At 71.9% G+C, this 20,457-nt stretch carries 23 protein-coding genes, 1 tRNA gene, 1 other RNA gene and 1 riboswitch; of the genes, 15 read left to right on the top strand and 10 right to left on the bottom strand.

What is annotated here, in order from left to right; genetic code table 11:
• Nucleotides 1–10: 10 nt before the first annotated feature.
• The 8 genes from C8K30_RS13775 to C8K30_RS30320 form a co-directional block, all read right to left on the bottom strand.
• Nucleotides 11–925: a DUF4097 family beta strand repeat-containing protein gene (locus tag C8K30_RS13775; RefSeq protein ID WP_108493457.1), complete on the bottom strand. Its 915-nt coding sequence runs from the start codon at nucleotides 923–925 to the stop codon at nucleotides 11–13.
• Entirely contained in the window at nucleotides 925–1,584 is a 660-nt protein-coding gene (locus tag C8K30_RS13770) for a response regulator transcription factor (RefSeq protein WP_108493456.1), read from the bottom strand. Before C8K30_RS13770 ends, C8K30_RS13775 begins: the two co-directional genes overlap by 1 nt.
• Nucleotides 1,572–2,996, bottom strand: a complete 1,425-nt coding sequence (locus tag C8K30_RS13765) for a sensor histidine kinase (RefSeq protein WP_108493455.1) — start codon at nucleotides 2,994–2,996, stop codon at nucleotides 1,572–1,574. Before C8K30_RS13765 ends, C8K30_RS13770 begins: the two co-directional genes overlap by 13 nt.
• A gap of 86 nt (nucleotides 2,997–3,082) precedes the next feature.
• The gene (locus C8K30_RS13760; protein WP_108493454.1) at nucleotides 3,083–4,303 is read right to left on the bottom strand and encodes an acyl-CoA dehydrogenase family protein; all 1,221 of its coding nucleotides are present in this window, start codon (nucleotides 4,301–4,303) and stop codon (nucleotides 3,083–3,085) included.
• Between the two features lie 42 nt (nucleotides 4,304–4,345).
• Complete coding sequence (locus C8K30_RS13755) at nucleotides 4,346–5,503, bottom strand: Gfo/Idh/MocA family protein (protein ID WP_108493453.1); 1,158 nt, start codon at nucleotides 5,501–5,503, stop codon at nucleotides 4,346–4,348.
• Nucleotides 5,504–5,522: 19 nt separating this feature from the next.
• Nucleotides 5,523–6,209, bottom strand: a complete 687-nt coding sequence (pnuC, locus tag C8K30_RS13750; protein WP_108493452.1) for a nicotinamide riboside transporter PnuC — start codon at nucleotides 6,207–6,209, stop codon at nucleotides 5,523–5,525.
• Nucleotides 6,210–6,324: 115 nt separating this feature from the next.
• Nucleotides 6,325–6,462: riboswitch (FMN riboswitch) on the bottom strand.
• A gap of 135 nt (nucleotides 6,463–6,597) precedes the next feature.
• On the bottom strand, nucleotides 6,598–7,347 hold the full coding sequence (locus C8K30_RS13745; protein ID WP_108493451.1) for a TetR/AcrR family transcriptional regulator: 750 nt from the start codon (nucleotides 7,345–7,347) through the stop codon (nucleotides 6,598–6,600).
• Between the two features lie 10 nt (nucleotides 7,348–7,357).
• Complete coding sequence (locus tag C8K30_RS30320; RefSeq protein ID WP_146197466.1) at nucleotides 7,358–7,615, bottom strand: hypothetical protein; 258 nt, start codon at nucleotides 7,613–7,615, stop codon at nucleotides 7,358–7,360.
• Nucleotides 7,616–7,639: 24 nt separating this feature from the next.
• Between C8K30_RS30320 and C8K30_RS13740 the strand changes: the two genes are divergently transcribed.
• From C8K30_RS13740 to C8K30_RS13700, 9 genes are all read left to right on the top strand, one after another.
• A complete protein-coding gene (locus C8K30_RS13740) occupies nucleotides 7,640–8,257 on the top strand; it encodes a DsbA family protein (RefSeq protein ID WP_304590808.1) in 618 nt (205 codons plus the stop codon).
• Nucleotides 8,258–8,270: 13 nt separating this feature from the next.
• Nucleotides 8,271–9,200, top strand: coding sequence for an LLM class F420-dependent oxidoreductase (locus tag C8K30_RS13735; RefSeq protein ID WP_108493450.1), 930 nt, complete (start codon nucleotides 8,271–8,273; stop codon nucleotides 9,198–9,200).
• Between the two features lie 77 nt (nucleotides 9,201–9,277).
• Nucleotides 9,278–10,006: a TetR/AcrR family transcriptional regulator gene (locus tag C8K30_RS13730; RefSeq protein WP_108493449.1), complete on the top strand. Its 729-nt coding sequence runs from the start codon at nucleotides 9,278–9,280 to the stop codon at nucleotides 10,004–10,006.
• 70 nt (nucleotides 10,007–10,076) lie between these two features.
• Nucleotides 10,077–11,081, top strand: a complete 1,005-nt coding sequence (locus C8K30_RS13725) for an ABC transporter ATP-binding protein (protein ID WP_108493448.1) — start codon at nucleotides 10,077–10,079, stop codon at nucleotides 11,079–11,081.
• Nucleotides 11,078–12,736: an ABC transporter permease gene (locus C8K30_RS13720; RefSeq protein WP_108493447.1), complete on the top strand. Its 1,659-nt coding sequence runs from the start codon at nucleotides 11,078–11,080 to the stop codon at nucleotides 12,734–12,736. Before C8K30_RS13725 ends, C8K30_RS13720 begins: the two co-directional genes overlap by 4 nt.
• 147 nt (nucleotides 12,737–12,883) lie before the next feature.
• Nucleotides 12,884–13,180, top strand: a complete 297-nt coding sequence (locus tag C8K30_RS13715; protein ID WP_108493446.1) for a type II toxin-antitoxin system VapB family antitoxin — start codon at nucleotides 12,884–12,886, stop codon at nucleotides 13,178–13,180.
• Nucleotides 13,181–13,199: 19 nt separating this feature from the next.
• Entirely contained in the window at nucleotides 13,200–13,868 is a 669-nt protein-coding gene (locus C8K30_RS13710; protein ID WP_158281009.1) for a LytR C-terminal domain-containing protein, read from the top strand.
• 50 nt (nucleotides 13,869–13,918) lie between these two features.
• Nucleotides 13,919–14,551, top strand: coding sequence for a hypothetical protein (locus C8K30_RS13705; protein WP_146197465.1), 633 nt, complete (start codon nucleotides 13,919–13,921; stop codon nucleotides 14,549–14,551).
• 66 nt (nucleotides 14,552–14,617) lie between these two features.
• Nucleotides 14,618–15,343 carry a YcnI family protein gene (locus C8K30_RS13700; protein ID WP_108493444.1) on the top strand — a complete coding sequence of 242 codons (726 nt, stop codon included), beginning with the start codon at nucleotides 14,618–14,620 and terminating at the stop codon, nucleotides 15,341–15,343.
• 224 nt (nucleotides 15,344–15,567) lie between these two features.
• Here the strand turns inward: C8K30_RS13700 and C8K30_RS13695 are convergent, their stop codons facing one another.
• Nucleotides 15,568–16,014: a DoxX family protein gene (locus C8K30_RS13695; protein WP_108493443.1), complete on the bottom strand. Its 447-nt coding sequence runs from the start codon at nucleotides 16,012–16,014 to the stop codon at nucleotides 15,568–15,570.
• 132 nt (nucleotides 16,015–16,146) lie between these two features.
• On the opposite strand from C8K30_RS13695, the gene C8K30_RS13690 reads away from it, so the two are divergent.
• On the top strand, nucleotides 16,147–16,662 hold the full coding sequence (locus C8K30_RS13690; RefSeq protein WP_233257171.1) for a MarR family winged helix-turn-helix transcriptional regulator: 516 nt from the start codon (nucleotides 16,147–16,149) through the stop codon (nucleotides 16,660–16,662).
• A 74-nt stretch (nucleotides 16,663–16,736) separates the two neighbouring features.
• Here the strand turns inward: C8K30_RS13690 and C8K30_RS13685 are convergent.
• Nucleotides 16,737–16,821, bottom strand: a tRNA-Ser gene (locus C8K30_RS13685).
• A 174-nt stretch (nucleotides 16,822–16,995) separates the two neighbouring features.
• Between C8K30_RS13685 and ffs the strand changes: the two genes are divergently transcribed.
• The 5 genes from ffs (at nucleotide 16,996) to C8K30_RS13660 (ending at nucleotide 20,452) form a co-directional block, all read left to right on the top strand.
• Nucleotides 16,996–17,092: signal recognition particle sRNA small type (gene ffs, locus C8K30_RS13680), an RNA gene on the top strand.
• Between the two features lie 380 nt (nucleotides 17,093–17,472).
• Nucleotides 17,473–18,360: a MetQ/NlpA family ABC transporter substrate-binding protein gene (locus C8K30_RS13675; RefSeq protein ID WP_108493441.1), complete on the top strand. Its 888-nt coding sequence runs from the start codon at nucleotides 17,473–17,475 to the stop codon at nucleotides 18,358–18,360.
• Entirely contained in the window at nucleotides 18,360–19,412 is a 1,053-nt protein-coding gene (locus C8K30_RS13670; RefSeq protein ID WP_108493440.1) for a methionine ABC transporter ATP-binding protein, read from the top strand. The genes C8K30_RS13675 and C8K30_RS13670 overlap by 1 nt, the downstream gene beginning before the upstream one ends.
• Nucleotides 19,409–20,071, top strand: coding sequence for a methionine ABC transporter permease (locus C8K30_RS13665; RefSeq protein ID WP_108493439.1), 663 nt, complete (start codon nucleotides 19,409–19,411; stop codon nucleotides 20,069–20,071). The genes C8K30_RS13670 and C8K30_RS13665 overlap by 4 nt, the downstream gene beginning before the upstream one ends.
• An 18-nt stretch (nucleotides 20,072–20,089) precedes the next feature.
• A complete protein-coding gene (locus tag C8K30_RS13660) occupies nucleotides 20,090–20,452 on the top strand; it encodes a hypothetical protein (RefSeq protein ID WP_199230475.1) in 363 nt (120 codons plus the stop codon).
• The last annotated feature ends 5 nt before the right edge of the window (nucleotides 20,453–20,457 follow it).

Here is a 20,457-nt window from a genome sequence, read left to right as displayed (position 1 = left end):
GCGACGTCGCCTACTCGTCGAGGTAGGCGACGTCCCCGTTCGAGCTGCGCATCTCGACGGTGCGGGCGGCGTCCGGGTCGATCGGGCCCTCGACGATCTCGTCGCCGTTCGACGTCTGCATCGTCAGGGCCACCGGTTCGCCGTCGCCGTGCACCGTGATCCGGCCGTTGCTGGTCTCGGCGTAGACGTTCCCGGCCACGGCCGAGATCTCCACCGACCCGTTGCTGGTCGTCGCCGAGGCGTCGCCTGTCACCGAGTCGACGGTGATCCGGCCGTTGCTGGTGTCGCCGGTGACCGTGCCGTCCACGTCGCCCACGGAGATCTCGCCGTTGGAGGTGGAGGCCTCCACGTCGGCGCCCGCGTTCGCGACCGTGATGTCGCCGTTGCTGGAGCGGGCCGACAGCGGGCCGGCGATGTCGGTGGCCTCGACCCGGCCGTTGCTCGTGTGCACGGACACGTCGCCGGCCACGCCGCTCGCGACGACGTCGCCGTTCTCGGTGCGCACCACCACCTCGGTGCCGGCGGGCAGCGTCACGTCGAGCTCGCCGGAGCAGCGGGAGAGGATGACGGACCACCCGCAGCGGTGCGTGATCTCCAGCCGGTTCGCGGACTCGTCCGCCGCGTACCGCGGCTCCCGCATGCCGCTGTGGGCGATGGCGTCCACCACGACGTCGCCCTCGGCCGCGTTGACCGTGACGTCGCCGTCCGCCACGAGCTCGACGGTCTCCGCGGCCGCGTACGTGTGCCGGGTCGTGGTGGTCTCGGACACCATCAGGTCCACGAGGAACAGCGCCCCGAAGCCGACGACGACGACTCCGAGCACCACGCCGAGCGTGGTCAGCACGCGGGCAGTCGCCCCGCGCTGAGGCGGCACCGGCGGGTATCCGGCGTCCTGCACGTAGTCGTCCGGGGGAGGCTGAGTCATCAGCGTGCTCCGTTCTGGTCGAGCCAGCGCAGCACGGCGAGCACCCGGCGGTGGTCGTCGGCGGCCGGCGGGAGGCCGAGCTTGGTCAGGATGTTGGTGACGTGCTTCTCCACGGCGGCCAGCCCCACGACGAGGCGGTCCGCGATGGCGGCGTTGGAACGTCCCTCGGCCATGAGCGCGAGCACCTCGCGCTCGCGGCGGGTCAGGACGTCGAGGTCGGAGCCGGGATGGCGGGCGATGATCTGCGTGACCACCTCGGGGTCAACGACGGTGCCGCCCCCGGACACCCGGGCGACGGCGTCGAGGAACTCGTCGACGTCGGCCACGCGGTCCTTGAGCACGTAGCCCAGGCCGCGCGCGCCGCGTGCGAACAGCTCGCTCGCGTAGCTCTGCTCCACGTACTGCGACAGCACGAGCACGGGCAGGTCCGGGTGCAGGCTGCGCAGGTGCACGGCGGCGCGCAGTCCCTCGTCGGTGTGCGACGGCGGCATGCGGACGTCGGTGACGAGCAGGTCGGGCAGCTGGGCCCCCGGGGTCGACAGCGCGAGGACGAGACGGTCCGCCGTGCCGTACCCGGTCACCTCGTGGCCCTCTGCCACGAGCAGGCGGGTGAGGCCGTCCAGGAGGAGCACTGAGTCCTCCGCGATCACGATGCGCACGGGACCTCCACGGTCAGGCGGGTTCCCGCGCCGGGCGGGCTGTCGAGCTCGAAGGTGCCGTCCAGGGCCGCGACCCGGCCGCGCAGGCCGGCGAGGCCGCTGCCGGGCGACAGCTCGGCGCCGCCGCGGCCGTCGTCGGACACCGCGACGCGCAGGCGCGCCGGGTGGTCGTCCGGCACGAGGCTCGCATGCACCAGGACCGTGTCCGCCGCGGCGTGCTTGGCCACGTTGGTCAGGGCCTCCGCGACCACGAAGTACGCGGCGGCCTGCGCGGCAGCGCTGGCGGGCGAGAGGTCGCCCGTCACCTCCACGCGCACCGGGACCGGGCTGCGGCCCGCGAGCGCGGACAGGGCCGCGTCGAGCCCGCGGTCGGAGAGGACGGCGGGGTGGATGCCGCGCACCAGGTCGCGCAGCTCGGCGAGGGTCTCCTTGATCTCGCGGTGCGCGAGCTCCAGGGCGGCGACGGCGTGCTCGGGGTCCTTGTCGGCCAGCCGGCGCGCGACCCCGAGCTCGACGCCGAGGGCGACCAGGCGCTGCTGGGCGCCGTCGTGCAGGTCGCGTTCGATGCGGCGGCGCTCGGTGTCGGCGGCGGAGACCGCCGCCGTGCGCGACTCGGTGAGCACCACGGCGCGCTCGCGGGCGGTGTGCGCGGCGGCCTCGGCCAGGCGCATCTCCCGCTCGGCGGCGGCGGCGCGGGCATGGGCTACCTCGGCCGCGGACGGGCCGAGCAGGACCGTCGCGAGGCGCACCATGAGGTACGACCCGTACTGCGCGAGGGCGGCGGCCGCCCACCCGAGCACGATGGCCCCGACGAGCGCGCCGACCACGGTGGCCGGCCAGGACAGTGCGATCGAGACCGCCACCCGGTCGCTGGACCATTCGGCGAGGGAGCTGCCCCGGCCCAGTGCCACGAAGACCACTGCGGCGGCCGCTCCCGCAGCCAGGCCGGTGGAGACCGCGAAGAACACGGAGGTCAGGAGCATCGCGAGGAACGCGTAGAGCGTGGCTGCCCAGGCGCGGCCGTCGCGGATCGGCGCCCACAGCCTCGACCAGAAGCCGCGCGGTGGGCGGCCCAGGGGCAGTGGGGCGGGGATGGCGACCCCGGTCTGGGCGGCGATGCGGGCGCGCTCGGCCGCGCCGAACCAGCGCGCCGCGACCAGGGAGAACGCGAGGAGCGGGAGCCCGATGCCGAGCGCCGGGACGATCCCGGCCGAGACCACCACGAGGATCCACAGGATCAGGCCGCCCGTGAGGTGCCAGATCCAGCCGACCGCGAGGGCGGCGAAGGCGCGTCCGGTGGCGGCGTCGTACGGGGCGCGGAAGAACGCCGGGCCCGAGACGAGCGCGGGCGCCACCTGGTCCGCGAGGGTGCGGGGCGGGGGCGCCGGCGTCGGGCCGTCATCGCTGGTCATGGACACGACACTAGGCGGACCGGCGCCCCCGGCACATTGAGTGACCCCACCGGGTGTGGGTGGGGTTTTCCCTACCTCGGCACGGCTCAGGCGAAGGCGCTGGTACCCGTGATCTCGCGGCCGATGATGAGGGCCTGCATGCTCTCGGTGCCCTCGTAGGTGTGCAGCGCCTCGATGTCGGCGAAGTGCCGGGCCACGCGGTTCTCCAGCAGGATGCCGTTGCCGCCGAGCAGGTCGCGGGCGATCGCCGCGATCTCCCGCGCGCCGCGCGTGCAGGTGTACTTGGCGAGCGACGCCTGCGGGCCGGTGAGCTGCTCCGCCTCGTCGAGTCGCGTCATCTGCTTCACGAGGAGCTGCATCTGCGTGAGGATCGACAGCATCTTGGTCAGGCGCTCCTGCACCATCTGGCTCGCCGCGAGCGGCCGGCCGAACTGCACGCGCTGCTTGGAGTAGGCGACGGCGGCCTCGTAGCAGGCGATGGCCTGTCCGACGGCGCCCCACGCGACGCCGAGCCGGGTCGCGAACAGGACGCGGCCGGTGTCCTTGAAGGACCGGGACTTCGGCAGGAGGCTGTCGGCCGGGACGAATACGTCGTTCAGCACGATGTGCGCCTGGTGGATGGCGCGCAGGGAGAGCTTGCCCTGGATGGTCGTGGCCTCGTAGCCCGGGGTGTCCTGCGGCACGATGTAGCCGTGGACCTGGCCGTCCTCGCCGCGGGCCCACACCACCGAGATGTCGCCGATCGAGCCGAAGCCGATCCACTTCTTCTCGCCGTTGATGACGTACCCCTCGACGCCGTCGCGCGTCTCCTTCACGGCGGACGTCTCCAGCGCCACCGAGTCCGAGCCGTGCGTGGGCTCGGTGAGCGCGAACGCGCCGAGGATCTCGCCGCGGGCCATCGGGCCGGCGTACTTCTCGATCTGCTCGTCGGAGCCGAGCATCACTATCGAGCGCAGCGCGAGGCCGCCCTGCACGCCGCAGATGGTGGTCACGGAGCCGTCGCCGCGCGACATCTCCATCGCAGCCAGGCCCTCGGCCATCTTGGAGATCTTCGGGAAGCCGGGCACGTCCACGCCGTCGCGCAGGAAGTCCAGCTCGGCCATGCGCTTGACCAGGTCCATCGGGACCTCGTACCGCTCCCAGTAGCCGTCGATGACGGGGAGGACCTCGTCCTGCACGAACTGGCGGACGGCGAGCTGCTGCGCCCGCTCCTCCTCGGTGATGTCGGCGAACGCGCCGGCGAAGTCGATGTCGAGCGGCTGCGTGACGTCATAGGTGGGCGCCGTCACCCCGGGAGTCTGAGTCATGCGTCCATGGTGCGCCGGTACCGGATATCAGGTCAAGCGAGACTACGTCTCACTCGGGTTCGGCTCGGCGTGGCGGCAGACTCGCCCGGTCGCCCAGGCCTGCGGCCGGGTCCGCACCCGTTCGCCCGACGCCGCTGCGCGCCGCACCTCGAGCTGGAGGTACTGGTCCTGCGCCGCCTCGGCCACCGAGTACGGGGGCGGCGCCCCGTGCAGCACGTGGTCGGCCATGTCGGCCACGATGCGGGCGATCGACAGCTCGTCGTCGGGCAGGCGGGCCGGGCGGAACGCGTTGCGGTACACCCACTCGCCGTCGAGCGTGTAGCCGCGCAGGAACAGGCCCTCGTGGCTGCCGGCCCCGCCCGCGGCCACGCGCTCCAGCGTGGAGCGCCGGGGGAGCCCGTCGGCGCCGACGTGGCGCACGACGTCGTCGCGCAGCTCGCCGCGCTCGCCGCGGACCAGCAGCGCGGGGGAGCGCACCCAGGAGCGGTACTGGACGTCGTCGAACTCGTAGGTGCCGAGCCGGTCGCCGAAGTCCAGCCACGCGGTCGCGTGCACCGTGTCGACGGGGGTGAGGTCGTCGGGGTCGTCGGCCCGGCTGGGGCTCGGCAGCACGCGGCGCGCGTCGCGCCGGGCGGTGATCTCGGCGTCCTCGAAGCCGGCGCCCAGGGCGCGGCGCAGCACGCTGAGGCCGTGGTAGTCGTGCGCGATCGCGACGTGCGCGTCCGTCACGGTGCCCAGCAGGCCGGACGCCGCGACCGCGAGCTGCGCGCCGACCAGCGGCTCCAGGTGGTACTGCTCGGCCACGTGCACGCAGGCGCCGTCGTCCACGAGCCGCTGCAGGGCCGCGAGCTCCTCGACGGTGCCCGCCGCGGGCGTCTCCGTGAGCACGGGGACGCCCGCGGCGGCGAGGTCGCGGATCACCGGCTGGGCCGCGCCCGCGGGCAGCGTCAGCAGGACGAGGTCCGGCCGGCCCGCGGCGAGCAGCTCGGGCACCGTGGCGTAGGCGGGCGCCGGGAGCCCGGGCAGGCCCGCCGCCGGCAGGCCGCGGGCGGCGAGCTCCGCGCGGTCCGCCGCGTTGCGGGTGGCCACGCCGACCACCTCGAACCGGTCCGGCAGCGCGTGCAGCACGCGCAGCATCGTGCGGGCGCGGAAGCCCGAGCCGACGATCCCGATCCTGGCCGTGCGCTCCTGTGCGGTCACGAGGGCCGACGGTACGCGATCAGGCGGTGGCGACCGCCACCTGGCCGGGGCCTGCGCCCTCGCGGCGGCTGATGCGCCACCACGTGAAGAACCCGAACAGCGTGAACGCGCCGTAGATCACGTACATCATGGCGGTCGCCCAGTACCCGGCGGAGAACAGCAGCGGCACACCCACCAGGTCGACGGCCACCCAGATCAGCCAGAACTCGACCCAGCCCTTGGCCATGCCGTAGGTGGCGAGCACCGACCCCGTGAAGATCCAGGCGTCGGCCCAGACCGGCTCGAAGGAGCCGAGGGCGCGGAAGAGCGGGGTGAGGAGCAGCGTGCCGGCGAGCATCCCGGTCACGAGGCCCACGCGGGCCCGCCACGATGCCCAGGTCGGGTGCACGGCCACCGTGCCGGCGCCACCCAGCCGCTGGGTCTGGCGCCAGCGGTACCAGCCGTAGATCGAGACGGCGATGAACATGATCTGACGGCCTGCCTGGCCCAGCATGTCGGCCCGCCCGGTCTCGCCGAACCACGAGCCCATGAAGACGGTGAAGAGCACGATGTTGCCGACGATGCCGACCGGCCATGCCCAGACCTTGCGGCGCAGCCCACCCAGGGCGGAAGCCAGCCCGAACAGGTTGCCGACGACCTCACGCCAGTAGATCTGCTGGTCGCCGACCAGGAACGTCGCGTCGTAGGCGGCGCGGAACCAGTCCATGTCTCTTCCCTCTTCCGAAGTCCGCACACGGGGACTCCGGGGTGAGGGCCGGCACGCCACAGGGGCGCCGACGACGGCGCGGAGCCGTGGCCCCGAAGGGTCGACGGCACGCGCCGCACGTGCTTCCTCCCATCCGGACTTTAACCGTCGGTCCTGGAATCTCACCAGGTCAACCGAGCCCCTCCCGAAGGAGCGACCCGGGTCGCGGACTATGACCGCCGGCTCGGAATTTCACCGACCCCGGAGCACGTGTGCATCTGCTGCACATTGTCTAGCGGAACACAGGATGCCACGGCCTCATTCCCACGGGAACGCCCCGGGGATGTCTGACCGGCCACAAGTCGGACCCACAGGTCACACGAGTTGACCTGTGCGTTCGACACGAGCGCTAGACGAGCGCGTCCCGGACGGCGCGGGCCACCTCGTCGGGCCCGGCCAGGCCCTCGACGACGGCGACGACCACGCGGCGGGTGACCGGGGTGCCGTCGTCGGACAGGGGGTTGGCCGTGGCGCCGAGGACGGCGGCCCGCCGCAGGTCAGCGAACGCCTCCTCGAGCTCGGGCCGCAGCTCGAGGGACGGGGTGCGCAGCCAGCGCCGCAGGATCGCGTTGTGCACGGCGACCACGGAGGCCGCGAACGCGATCGACGCGGTCGACGCCGACCGCTCGGCCGGGAGCGTGTCGCGCAGGTAGTGCGTGAACGCCCGCTCGTAGCGGTGCGTGGTGATGAGCTCGCGGTCGCGCAGCGCCGGTACCTGCTGCAGCAGGGCGTACCGGGCGAGCGAGGTCTCGCGCTGGCCCACGTGGTGGTCGAACACCATGCGTGCCGCGCGGCACACCTCGAGGTACGGGTCGACGTCGGGGTCCCAGCCGCGGCCGAGGTCGTGCCCGGACTCCTCGCTGGCGCGGGCGTCGGGGCGGGTGGCGGCCAGCATGACCACCACCTCCTCGAGCAGCAGCTCGTGGTCGGCGAAGACCACGTCCTCCTTCGAGCGGAACCGGCGGAAGAAGGTCGCGCGGCTGACCTTGGCGGCGTCGGCGATCTCCTCGACGGTGGTTCCCTCGTACCCCTGCCGAGTGAACAGGTCCACCGCAGCGTCGACTGCCTGCGCGTGCGTGTGGGTACGGACGGCGGTCATGCCTGGCAGGCTACCGCGTGCTCCCCGGGCCACGTGAAGAGTCTTTGAGCGACGAATGACGTTCATGATGCGAATTTTCCCGTTTGGCAGAGATCTTCCCCGAGTGCAGTCTGCGCAGGTAGCGCACCTCGCGCGCGGCCGTCAGGAGGCCGAGAACACCGGGCACCGCGGACCACGGATGACCGAGCACGACGCCCACGAGACACACCAGAAAGATCACCCCGCCACCGACGACGGTGGCGAGACTTCCCCAACGGATCCCGGTCACGCAAGCGAGCGTAGTCTGCTGCGCGTGACCGAGACTGCCACCAAACCCGTCGTCGACGTCTATGTCGACCCCATGTGCCCCTTCGCCTGGATCACGTCGCGCTGGGCCCTCGAGGTGGCCCAGGTCCGCGACGTCGAGCTCACCTTCAAGCTCATGAGCCTGTACCTGCTGAACAAGGGCAGGGACATCGACGCCGACTACCGCGCCCGCATCGAGCGTTCCCGCGGCATCGGCCGCGTGGCGGCGGCGGTCCAGACGGACCACGGCCCGGAGGCGTTCTCCGCCTTCTACACCGCGGCCGGCACCCGCATCCACAACCAGCGCGACAAGGCCTTCGACGCCGTTGCGGTCGCTGCGCTCGCCGAGGCCGGCCTGCCCGCCGCCCTCGCCGCTGCGGCGACCTCCGAGAACTACGACGAGGAGCTGGCGGCCTCCCACGAGGCCGGCATGAAGCCCGTCGGGGACGACGTCGGCACGCCCACCCTCCACGTCGACGGCGTCGCGTTCTTCGGCCCCGTGCTCACGCGCATCCCGCGCGGCGAGGAGGCGGGCGCACTGTTCGACGCCTCCGTGGCGCTGGCGCGGTACCCGTACTTCTACGAGATCAAGCGGTCGCGCACGACCGACCCCCAGTTCGACTAGCACCGAAGGAATCATGACTCTCGACCTGCGTATCTTCACCGAGCCCCAGCAGGGCGCGACGTACGACGACCAGCTCGCGGTCGCCCAGGCGACCGAGAAGCTCGGGTTCAGCGCGTTCTTCCGCTCCGACCACTACCTCGCCATGGGCGGCCGCGACGGCCTGCCCGGCCCCACCGACTCCTGGATCACGCTCGCCGGCCTCGCCCGCGAGACCTCGACCGTACGGCTCGGCACGCTCGTGTCCTCGGCGACGTTCCGGCACCCCGGCGTCCTCGCCATCCAGGTGGCGCAGGTGGACCAGATGTCCGGCGGCCGGGTGGAGCTCGGCCTCGGCACCGGCTGGTTCGCCGCGGAGCACAGCGCCTACGGCATCCCGTTCCCCGACAAGCGGTTCAGCATCCTCGAGGAGCAGCTCGCGATCGTCACGGGCCTGTGGGGCACCCCGGTCGGGGAGAAGTTCTCCTTCTCCGGCGAGCACTACGAGATCATCGACTCCCCGGCCCTGCCCAAGCCCGCGCAGCCCAAGATCCCCGTGCTCGTCGGGGGTGGCGGCCCGCGCCGCACGCCGGCCCTGGCGGCGCAGTACGGCGACGAGTACAACCAGTCCTTCCCTGCTCTCGACTCGATCGGCCCGCGCATCGGGGTGATCAACAAGGCGCTGGCCGACGCCGGGCGCGCGCCCGAGTCGATAGTCCAGTCGGTGGCGCTCGTCGCCGCCGTCGGGCAGGACGAGGCGGAGTTCACCAGGCGCGCCGCGGCGATCGGCCGCGAGCCCGCCGAGCTGCGCGAGCACGGCATCGCCGGAACGGTCACCGAGGTGGTGGACCGGCTCAAGGCCCTCGAGGCCGAGGGTGTCCAGCGGGTCTACCTGCAGGTGCTCGACCTGGCGGACCTCGACCACCTCGACGTGATCGCGCGCGAGGTGCGCCCGCAGCTCGGCTGACGAACGGGCCGCCCCCCGGCCGACGTCCGACACCGAGGTCTGGACACCCGGCTGAACGCGTGGTTAGCATGTTGAACATGCGTTCAGCCGAGGATGCTCAGGAGCAAGCGGAGGCCACCCCGCCGTCGGGCGACGGCGTGCGCGCCGCTACCGACCTGACCGCGCGCGCCCGGATCCGCGATGCCGCGGTCCGCCGGTTCGCGGTGGAGGGTTTCGGGGCGTCCGTCCGTACCATCGCGGCCGACGCCGGGGTGAGCGCGGGCCTGGTGATGCACCACTTCGGCTCGAAGGACAAGCTCCGCGCCGAGTGTGACGCGGACGTGCTGGCCACGATCCGCCGGCTCAAGCGCGAGAACGTGGCCGTCGCCGCGGCGGGCCAGAGCTTCTTCCAGAGGTTCGCGGCCGCGGAGGAGAACGCGGCCCTCGTCGGGTACATCCTGCGGTCCATGCAGGACGGCAGTCCGCTGGCCCGCGAGTTCATCGACCACATGGTCACCGACTCGGTGAGCTACACCCGCGAGGGTGTCGCCGCGGGCGTGATCGTGCCCAGCCGGGACGAGGCCGCGCGGGCCCGCTACCTCACGCTCTCCTCGCTCGGTGCGCTGCTGCTCGAGGTGACGCTCAGCCCGCCGTCGGACCCGGCCGACCTCGCGGCCATCGTCCGCAGCTACCTCACGAACAGCTACCTGCCGATGCTGGAGCTGTTCACCGAGGGTTTCCTCACGTCCAGGCGCATGCTCGACGAGTACCTCCTGTACGTGCCGGACCCGCCGTCGCAGGACGGGGTAGCACCCGCCCAAGGCTGACCGGCACTCGCCGGCGGCACCAGTGCTGCCCAGCCACGTCCCCATTCCGACGTCAGAGAGCGAACAAGCGATGACCAGCACCACATCGACCGCCATACCCGCGATCGAGATCCACGACCTGCACAAGTCGTTCGGCACCGTGAAGGCGCTCGACGGCCTGAACCTGACCGTCCGGCCCGGCGAGGTCCGCGGTTTCCTGGGCCCGAACGGAGCCGGCAAGTCCACCACCATCCGTGTGCTGCTGGGGCTGCTGCGCGCGAGCTCGGGCTCCGCACGGCTGTTCGGCGGCGACGTGTGGCGCGACGCAGTCGCGCTGCACGGGCGGATCACCTACGTCCCCGGCGACGTGAGCCTGTGGCCCAACCTGACCGGCGGCGAGTGCATCGACTACCTGATCCGGCTGAACGGCGGCGGGGACAAGGCGCGGCTCAGGGCCCGCAAGGCCGAGCTCCTCGAGCGCTTCGAGCTGGACCCGCGCAAGAAGGCCCGCACCTACTCCAAGGGCAACCGACAGAAGGTCGCCCTGGTCGCGGCGTTCCTGTCCGACGCCGAGCTGTACATCCTCGACGAGCCCACCTCCGGCCTGGACCCCCTCATGGAGGCCGTGTTCACCGAGTACATCCGTGAGGCCAAGGCCGCAGGCGGGTCGGTGCTCCTGAGCAGCCACATCCTGTCCGAGGTCGAGAAGGTGTGCGACACCGTCACGATCATCCGCAACGGCATCGACGTCGAGTCGGGCACGCTCGACGAGCTGCGGCACCTGACCCGCACGAACGTGACGGCACTGGTGGGCGGCGACCCGACGCCGGTCGCGGCGCTCCCCGGCGTCCACGACCTGGTGACAACAGCGGCCGACGGCGGCACGCGGATCACGTTCGACGCCGACAACGCGCGGATCGGCGCGGTGCTGTCCGCGATCACCACGCTCGACGTGCGCAGCTTCACCGCTACCCCGCCGTCGCTGGAGGAGCTGTTCATGCGCCACTACGGCGACGTGCTCGACGCCGACGAGGCGGCCGCCGAGGCCGCGGCGTCGGCGAACGGCGCGCCGGCGAAGAAGGCTGGTGCGCGATGAGCGCGGCCGTCGCGACGCCGTCGGCCCCGGTCCTGGCGCGTCCGGCGTTCGGCTCCACCCTCGCCGGGACCGGGAAGCTGCTGCGCTTCATGCTCCGCCGGGACCGGATGCGGATCCTCTGGTGGACCCTGGGCATCACGTTCCTCTACGCGGGCGGGCTCGGTGAGTACCTCCTGCTCGCAGACGACGCCCAGGCGCGCGAGGCGCGGTCCGTCCTCATCTCGTCGCCCGCCATGATCTCGATGTCGGGACCGGGCTACGGCCTCGACAACTACCAGCCCGGTGCGGCGGTGGCCAACGAGTTCACCCTCTGGATCGTGCTCACGCTGGCCGTGATGAGCATCCTGCAGATCGTGCGCCACACGCGGTCCGAGGAGGAGAGCAGCCGGTCCGAGCTCGTGCGCGCGGGCATCGTGGGCCGCCACGCGCCGTCGGTGGCTGCGCTGCTCCTCGTGCTGATCATGAACGTGGTCATCGCGCTCGCGAGCGGGGCGACGCTCGCCGCGCAGGACTTCGACGTCACGCAGTCGTTCGCGATGACGTTCGCGACAGCGCTCGGGGCGCTCGTCTTCGGGGCCGTCGCGCTCGTCGCCGCGCAGGCCTACGAGCACGGGCGGGGCGCCATCGGCATCTCGCTCGCCGTGCTCGGGGCCGCGTTCCTGCTGCGCGCGCTGGGCGACATCCAGGAGAAGCACGGCAGCGCGCTGTCGTGGCTCTCGCCGATCGCGTGGGTCCAGCAGACGCGGGTCTTCGTCGACCTGCGGTGGTGGCCGCTCGGCCTGTGCGTGGCGGCGGTGGTCCTGCTCATCCTCCTGGCGGCGTTCCTGGGGTCGCGACGCGACTTCGCGTCCGGCCTGGTCGCGGTGCGCAAGGGCCGCGCGGACGCCCGGCCCACGCTCACCGGTCCCCTCTCGCTCGCCTGGGTGCAGCAGCGCGGCGCCCTGATCTGGACCGGGCTCGGCCTCGGCGTGATGTGGCTCGGGTCCGGCACCATCATCAGGGAGGTGCCGAACATGCTGGAGGCCGTCGAGAGCAACCCCATGTACGCGGCTCTCCTCGGCAGCGGCGAGGACATGGTGCGGACGTTCCTCGGGATCTTCGGCCTGTACATCGGGGCGGGCGCCGCGGCCTTTGCGATCGCGATGACGCTCCGGGTCAAGGGCGAGGAGGAGGCCGGGCTGACCGAGCTCGCGCTGGCCGCCCGCGTGTCCCGCGGGCGCTGGCTCGGGTCCTCCCTGGCCATCGCGCTCCTGGGGACCGTGCTGGTCCAGGTCAGCGGCGCGCTCGCGCTGTGGCTCGGCGCGGCGTCGACCGGGTACGACGAGATCGGCTTCAGGGAGTACCTGGAGCTGGGCCTCGTGTACCTGCCGGCGCTCGCCGTCGTCGTCGGCCTCGCGGCCGCGCTGTACGCGTGGCTGCCGAAGGCGACCGGGATCGCCTGGGTGCTGTTCGGCTACATCTTCCTGGTGGGCATGTTCGCGGACCTGTTCGACCTGCCGGACTGGGCCCGCGGGATCTCGCCGTTCTGGTGGGTGGGCAGCCCGATGGTGGAGGGTGTCGAGGCGTCCCATATGTGGGGTCTGGCCGGTGTCGCCGTCGTGCTGCTGGTGCTGGCGTTCATCGGGTTCCGGCGGCGGGACGTGCCGAGCGCCTGACCGTCGTCGCGGTGCTGATCCTGCGTCAGTCCAACTGTTGTTGACACTCGCGTTCCGGTAGGGTTCGGGACGCCATTCGGTGTCAGCAGGCAGGTGGTCAACGCCGCACCCGGATCGTGCCCCGCCGAGTCCAGTGAGGATGGACGGATGATCTTCAAGGCCGTAGGAGACGGCCGCCCGTACCCCGAGCACGGGCGGTCGCGCACCCGCGACTGGGTCGACGTGCCACCACGCCAGGTGCGGCTCGACGAGCTCGTGACGACCAAGCGCACGCTCGATCTCGACACCCTCCTGGCGGAGGACTCCACGTTCTACGGCGACCTGTTCGCCCACGTCGTCGAGTACGAGGGCACCCTGTACCTCGAGGACGGCCTGCACCGGGCGGTGCGGGCCGCCCTCCAGCAACGTCCTGTGCTGCACGCTCGCGTGCTCACCATCCGCTGACCTCAGGTAGGTTCGTCGCGTGACATCCCCCGGGTACGACCAGGCGCGTGTGGAGCGCCGGCGCCGAGAGCACGAGCGCCAGGCCGTGGTCTTCGGCGTGCTCATCGCGTTCCTCGCCGTCTGCGGCATCTTCGCTCTCGCGGTCTACTCGGGCGCCATCAGCTCGCCCTTCAACCGTCCGTTCACCACGGTGGGCGTGATGGAGCAGAAGACCTATCCGGTGCCGTGCGTCCCGCCGGTGGAGGGGCAGCCCGACGGCGCCCTCCCGTCCGCGTACTCGGACACCAAGGTCCGCCTGCTCAACGCCTCGGGCGAGTCGGGTCTGGCCAAGGCGCACCGGACGGTCCTGGCGGACCGCGGGTTCGACATCGTGGCGACGGGCGACGTGCCGGTGCTGCTCAAGGAGTCGGAGATCCGCTTCGGCCGGAACGGGATCGTCCAGGCGTACACGCTCGCCGCGCAGTTCCCGGAGATCCGGCTGGTCCTCGACGACCGGACCGAGCGCAGGATCGACCTGCTCATCGGCGAGGACTTCGAGGCGCCGCTCCCCGTCGACGACGTCGACGTGGCCGCCGACCAGCCGCTGAAGAACGTAACGGGCTGCGTCGCGGCGAAGTCGATCGATCCGGAGAAGCGGATCATGCCGAGCAGCACCGACTCGGGCGACGAGGCACAGCCGGCGAAGTGACGCCCGGCGACCTGCGCATTCCGGGCACCTAGCGGGCTAATGTCTGTGCTGTGCTGACGCCGTCCTCGGGAGCTGTGGGCTTCGGCCGCGCGCTCCTGTGGGCGGCGGTCGTGCTCGGGCTCGCTCTGACGGCGCACTTCGAGGCGGGCGGCCATGTCCCGCCGGTCGAGGCGATAGCGCTGCTCGGCACGCTGCTGCTCGCGGTGACGGCGCTCGCCGTGCGCAGGCAGATCCGCTGGCCGGGCGGCCTCGCCCTCGCGGGCCTCGGCCAGTACGCCCTGCACCAGGCCTTCGGATTCCTGGCGGGCGCCTGCGCGCCCGCCCTGCTGCCCGACGGCGGAGCCTCCGCCGGGGCGCACGCGCACCAGGCCGCTCCCGTCGCCGGTGTGTACGGGGCGTGCGTCGCCGGGGCCGAGCCCGCCGCGATGGATCTCCGGATGCTCGCGTGGCACGCCCTCGCGACGGCGGTGACCGTCGGGCTGCTCGTCGGTGTCGAGCGCGGCGTCTGGTTGCTCGCGTCGTGGCTGGTCCGGCCCCTCTCCCTGGAGCCGTTGTGGCTGCCCGTGGTCCGGCGGGTCCCGGTGCCGGTGGCGGTCGAGACGCCGTCGGGCTCCGTGGACGTGCACGTCGCGCCGGTGCGCGGGCCGCCGTCGTCGGCCTGGGTGATGCGCCTCGCGGCCTGACGGTGTCGGGCGGGAGGTGCGTTGCCGTACGCCCTCCCACCTATCTCCGTACAAAGGACCGAGCACATGACTCGCTTCAGCCTGCCCACCCGCCGCGCCCTCGCGGCCGTCCCCGCAACCGCCGTCCTGGTGCTGCTGCCCACCACCGCGTTCGCGCACGTCGGGGTGACCCCCGACACGACCGCTGCCGAGAGCTACGCGAGCCTCACCTTCCGCGTGCCGACCGAGTCGGACACCGAGTCGACCGAGAAGCTCGTCGTGGACCTGCCCACCGACACCCCGTTCCTCAGCGTCAGGCCGCGCTCCCTGCCCGGCTGGGACGTGGAGGTGGAGGTCGAGAAGCTCGACGAGCCGTTCGAGGTCGAGGGCGCGACCGTCGACGAAGCGCCCGTGCGGGTGACCTGGACGGCGGAGAAGGGTTACGAGGTCCCGCCGAACGAGTACCAGGAGTTCGCCGTCCGGGTCGGGGCGCTGCCCGAGGAGGGCACCGAGGTGGTGCTCCCGGCCCACCAGACGTACACCGACGGCAACGTCGTCGACTGGGACGACCTCGCCACCGACGACGGCAAGGAGCCGGAGGCTCCCGCGCCAGTGTTCACTACGACCGCCGCGGAGGCCGAGGACGGTCACCACGGCGGCGGGACCGCGGAGGCCGCCTCGGACGGGAGCGCCGCCGGATCGGCTGAGTCCGCTCCCGCCGTCGACCCCGTGGGCCGCTGGCTCGGCGGTGTCGGGATCGTGGTCGGTGCCGTGGGCATCGGCGCGGCCTTCGTCACCCGCCGCCGTGCCTGAGCCCCGCTGAGTGCAGACCTAGTTGTGCTCTGCGTCGGCGAGTGCAGACCTCGTTGCGGCTGACCGCCCTCTAGCCGCAACGAAGTCTGCACTCGCCGACGCGGGGTGCGGCTAGGTCTGCACTCGCCGAGGTCAGAGCTTGAGCAGCGCCTGGACCGCAGGCCCCTCGCCGTCCGACAACGACGAGAGGCCCGCGATGGTGCTGTGTTGGCTGCCGGGACGGCTCAGATCGCCGACGGCGCGGCGACCTCGCGACGCGACGCCACCGCGCGGCCCACCAGGTGGTCGACGCTCCACGCGCCGGGACCGGTGGCCGCCAGGACGAGGGCGCCGGCGCCGAGCGCGGCCACCAGCTCGAAGCCGCCCTGGTCGACGAACACGCCGTTGCCGAGGTGCACGAGCGCGAACGCCCCGAGCATGTTCAGCACCACCAGGAGGCCGACGACGGGGGTCGCGGCGCCGAGGATCAGCGCGGCGCCGCCGACCAGCTCGACCACCGCCGCGAACAGCGCGGCGGCCTGCGGGACGGGGACGCCCATCCCGGCGAAGGAGTCGATGGTCCCGGCGATCCCGAAGGTGAAGAACTTCTGGGCGCCGTGCGCGATGAGCACGACTCCGATCGCGACGCGGGCGATGAGTACTGCAAGGTCCCTGGTCCACGGAAACTTCATGGGAGAACTCCCTGTGCTTGTTCTGGCAGGTCGGGTGGGCTGAGGGGGTGAATCAAGTTGTCGCTTCAACTTTCGCGGCACGCTAGCACGGGGTGAATTGAAGCGACAACCATCGCGTGAGAACCTGCTCCGGTGAATGACACCCCGTGGCTCGACCGTCGCCAGATGGCGGCGTGGGTCCGCTTCGTCGCGGTGCTCGAACTGCTCCCCGGGGTGTTCGACGGCCAGCTGCGCCGCGACTCCGGCGTCACGCACTTCGAGTACTTCGTCATGGCGGTGCTGTCCGAGACGCCCGGCCGGACCCTGCGGATGGCCGAGCTGGCCGGGGCGACGAACGCGACGCTGTCGCGGCTCTCGCACGTCGTGCAGCGCCTGGAGGACCGGGGGCTCGTCGAGCGGCTCCCCTGCCCAGGGGACGGCAGGGCGATCAACGCGCGGCTCACGGAGAGCGGCTGGGCGAAGATGGAGGCCGCGGCGCCGGGTCACGTGGCGACGGTTCGGCGACACGTCATCGACGTGCTCACCCCGGAGCAGATCGAGCAGCTCGCCGCGATCAGCGACGCCATCCTGGCGAGCGTCGACCTGCCCGGGCCGATGGCGGCGGGCTACCGGCGCTACGACGAGCCGGGCGACGCGAAAGAGTCCTGAGCAGGCATCTGCTGGTCAACGACCGAAGGCCCGGAACCGTTGTAATTCCAACGGTTCCGGGCCTTCGCAGGCTGCGGAGGATGGGGGATTCGAACCCCCGAGGGCGTTAACCCAACACGCTTTCCAAGCGTGCGCCATAGGCCACTAGGCGAATCCTCCTCGCGCTCCGCCACGGCGGGCGCGCGGCCACTGGACCGAAGTCTGGCGCGGCCTGACGAGGATACCGGACGGCGTGCTCGGACAACGAATCGGAATCCGAGGCCGGGGCTGTGAGGTCGCGTACAGCGGGCTCGATGCGGTTCGGCCGGGCCGCCGGGATCGGTTAGGCTGAGGTCAGACCCCTCGTGCGGCACCACCTCGCCGAACTCCCCCAGGGCCGGAAGGCAGCAAGGGTAAGTGAGCTCTGGTGGGTGTGCGGGGGGTCCTTTATTTTTCCCGCGTTTCCGCGGGTGCGCCACGATGTGGACAGGTTTTCGTCCGCATCGTGGGATTTACCCCGAGGGGATTCGCCCCGACGTTGTGCAGTGACGCACGATGTCCGTATGACCCGCACCTGGACCGCCGCCACGACGTCGCGCATCTGTCGCGACGCCATGTGTAGCGGCCGCGTGCGTGGCGGGCGAATGCGCGAGCGCTGAGAGCGCCGCACGTTCCCGCGGTCCGCTGAGGGCCGCACCGCACCAGTCCCGAGCTCGCCACGTTGCTGATGGCCGTGGCCCGCCGCCGTTTCACCCCGGCCTGCGCAAGACGCCGGCCCCACGCATCCTGAGCACAGGCAGACCCACGCCCGTGCGCCCGAGAGGACCACCCATGTCTCGTTTCACCTCCGTCCTGACCACCGGCCTCGCCGTCACCGCCGTCCTCGCGCTGAGCGCCTGCGGCGGCACCGACGAGATCACGCCCGCCACGGGCTCGGCCGACGACCCGGTCCGCATCGGCGTCGTCAACTCCGGTGACGACTACTGGACCACGTTCACCGACCTGGCCGAGGAGGAGGGCATCAGCGTCGAGCTGGTGAACTTCAGCGACTACCAGCTCCCCAACCAGGGCCTGACCGACGGCGACCTGGACCTGAACCAGTTCCAGCACCTGCAGTTCCTCGCCAACTACAACACCGCCACGGGGTCCGACCTCACGCCGATCGCGGCGACCGCCGTCTACCCGCTGGGTCTCTACTCGCTGAAGCACGACAGCGTCGAGGACATCCCCGACGGCGGCGAGATCGCCATCCCCAACGACGACACGAACCAGGCCCGCGCGCTGCTCGTGCTGCAGGAGGCCGGCCTGATCGCCCTGCGTGACGGCGGCAGCGCGTTCTCCACGCCGGCCGACGTGCTGGAGGACGAGTCGAAGGTCACCGTGACCCCGGTCGACGCTGCCCAGACGGCGCTCGCGCTGCAGGACGTCGACGCCTCGATCATCAACAACGACTTCGTGGGCGACGCCGACCTGACCTCCGAGGACGCCATCTTCTCGGACGACCCGGACGCCTCGGCCGCCGAGCCGTACATCAACGTGTGGGTGGCCCGCGGGGCCGACGCCGACAACGAGGTGTTCCAGCAGCTCGTCGAGATCTACCACTCCCCGGAGGTCGAGGAGGGCGTGATCGAGGCCTCGGGCGGCACCGGCGTCATCAAGGACAACTCGGCCGCCGAGCTGCAGGAGATCCTGGCCGGCATCCAGGAGGACGCCTCCTGATGCCTGCGGCGACCAGCGGCATCATCCGGTTCGAGGGTGCCACCAAGGTGTTCCCGGGCCGGGGGAAAGGCGCCGAGGTGCGCGCCGTTGACGACGTCACCCTCGACATCCGCGAGGGCGAGATCTTCGGCGTCATCGGGCAGTCGGGTGCCGGCAAGTCCACCCTCGTCCGGCTCATCAACGCGCTCGAGCGCACTACCGGCGGTGACGTCGTGGTCGACGGCGTCTCGCTCGGCTCGCTGAGCGAGGCGCGGCTGCGGCCGGTCCGGGCCGGGATCGGGATGGTGTTCCAGCAGTTCAACCTGCTCTCCTCCCGGACGGTCTCGGGGAACGTCGCCTACCCGCTAGAAGTGGCGGGCTGGCCTCGGGCCAAGCGCGACGCGCGGGTCGCGGAGCTGCTGGACTTCGTCGGCCTGGCGGACAAGGCGGGCGTGTATCCGTCCACGCTGTCGGGCGGGCAGAAGCAGCGCGTCGGCATCGCCCGGGCGCTCGCCACGAACCCGCGCATCCTGCTGGCGGACGAGGCGACGTCGGCCCTGGACCCCGAGACCACGCGCGACGTGCTGGACCTGCTCCAGCGGGTCAACCGCGAGCTCGGGATCACCGTGGTCGTGATCACGCACGAGATGGACGTGGTGCGCTCCATCTGTCACCGCGTGGCGGTGATGGACCGGGGTCACGTCGTCGAGGTGGGCGAGGCCTACCAGGTGTTCAGTGCGCCCGGGCACGACGTGACCAGGCGCTTCGTCGCCACCGCGCTGCGGGACCGGCCCTCGCCGGAGGTGCTGGCACGCCTGCGCACGCGGCACGCCGGACACATCGTGACCGTCGGCGTGGACGAGGTGGCCGGCTCGTCGGCCGTGCTCACGCGCACGCTGCGCGAGCACGGTGTGGACGGCACGGTCGTGTTCGGCGGAATCACTGAGGTCGCGGAGCGGCCGTACGGGTCGCTGACCGTGGAGCTCGTCGGCGACGGGGCCGCGGTGGAGGCCGCAGTGGCGGCGCTGCGCGCCGTGACCTGGGTGGACGATCACGGGAGGGCGGACGCATGAGCGGGGACTGGGAGCGGCTGACGCCGCTGCTCTGGGAGGCGGCGGGCCAGACGGCCTACATGGTGCTGATCGCCCTGCTGGTGGGCGGCTTCCTGGGCCTGGCGCTCGGGCTCGGGCTGTACCTGACGCGGCCGGGCAACCTGCTGCAGCACCGGTTCGTGTTTGCCGTGCTGAACCTCGCGGTGAACATCGTGCGGCCCATCCCGTTCATCATCTTCCTGGTGGCACTCGGGCCGCTGACCCGCGCCGTCATCGGTTCGACGATCGGGATCGAGGCGTTCACGTTCGCGATGTGCATCATGGCGACGTTCGTCTTCGCCCGGCTGGTGGAGCAGAACCTCGTCTCGATCGACCCCGGTGTGGTCGAGGCGGCACGGGCCATGGGGGCGTCGCCCCTGCGGATCGTGCGCACCGTGCTGGTCCCCGAGGCGCTCGCGCCCCTGATCCTCGGGTACACCTTCCTGTTCGTGGGCGTGCTCGACATGTCCGCGATCGGCGGGTACCTGGGTGCCGGCGGGCTGGGTGACTTCGCGATCGTCTACGGCTACCGGCAGTACGACTGGGCTGTGACCGCCGTCGTGGTGGTGATCATCGTGCTGATCGTCCAGGCAGTGCAGTGGCTCGGGAACGGCCTGGCGCGGCGGGCGCTGCGGCGCTGACGTGCGAGAGTGAGGCCCATGTCGGACCAGCAACCAGCCCCTTACCCCGCCCGGACGCCCGGTGCGCCGCAGGCGTACGTGGCACCGCAAGCCCCTGCGGTCAGCGCCGGATACCGGCGATGGGCCAACATCCTCGTCTGGGTCGCGGCAGTCATCGCCGCCCTTGTGGTGGTCGGGTTCGTGGCGAGCTTTGTCCTCCTTGCGCAGGCGGACGCGGGCGGAGGTAGCGGTGCCCTCGGCTACCTCGCCATCTTCATCTGGTTCGGGATCGTCGCGGCGATCCCGGTCCTGCTCGCCGTCGGCATCCCCGGTCTGGTGATGAAGCTGCGCGTGCGGCGGCAGGCTCAGGCGTTCGACGGCGGCGCCGGGGCCAGGCCGTAGCGGTC

This window comes from Promicromonospora sp. AC04 (genome assembly GCF_003058225.1).
Lineage (GTDB): Bacteria > Actinomycetota > Actinomycetes > Actinomycetales > Cellulomonadaceae > Promicromonospora.
Note: the sequence above shows the minus strand (reverse complement) of the source record. Positions and strands in the feature narration are given on the sequence as shown.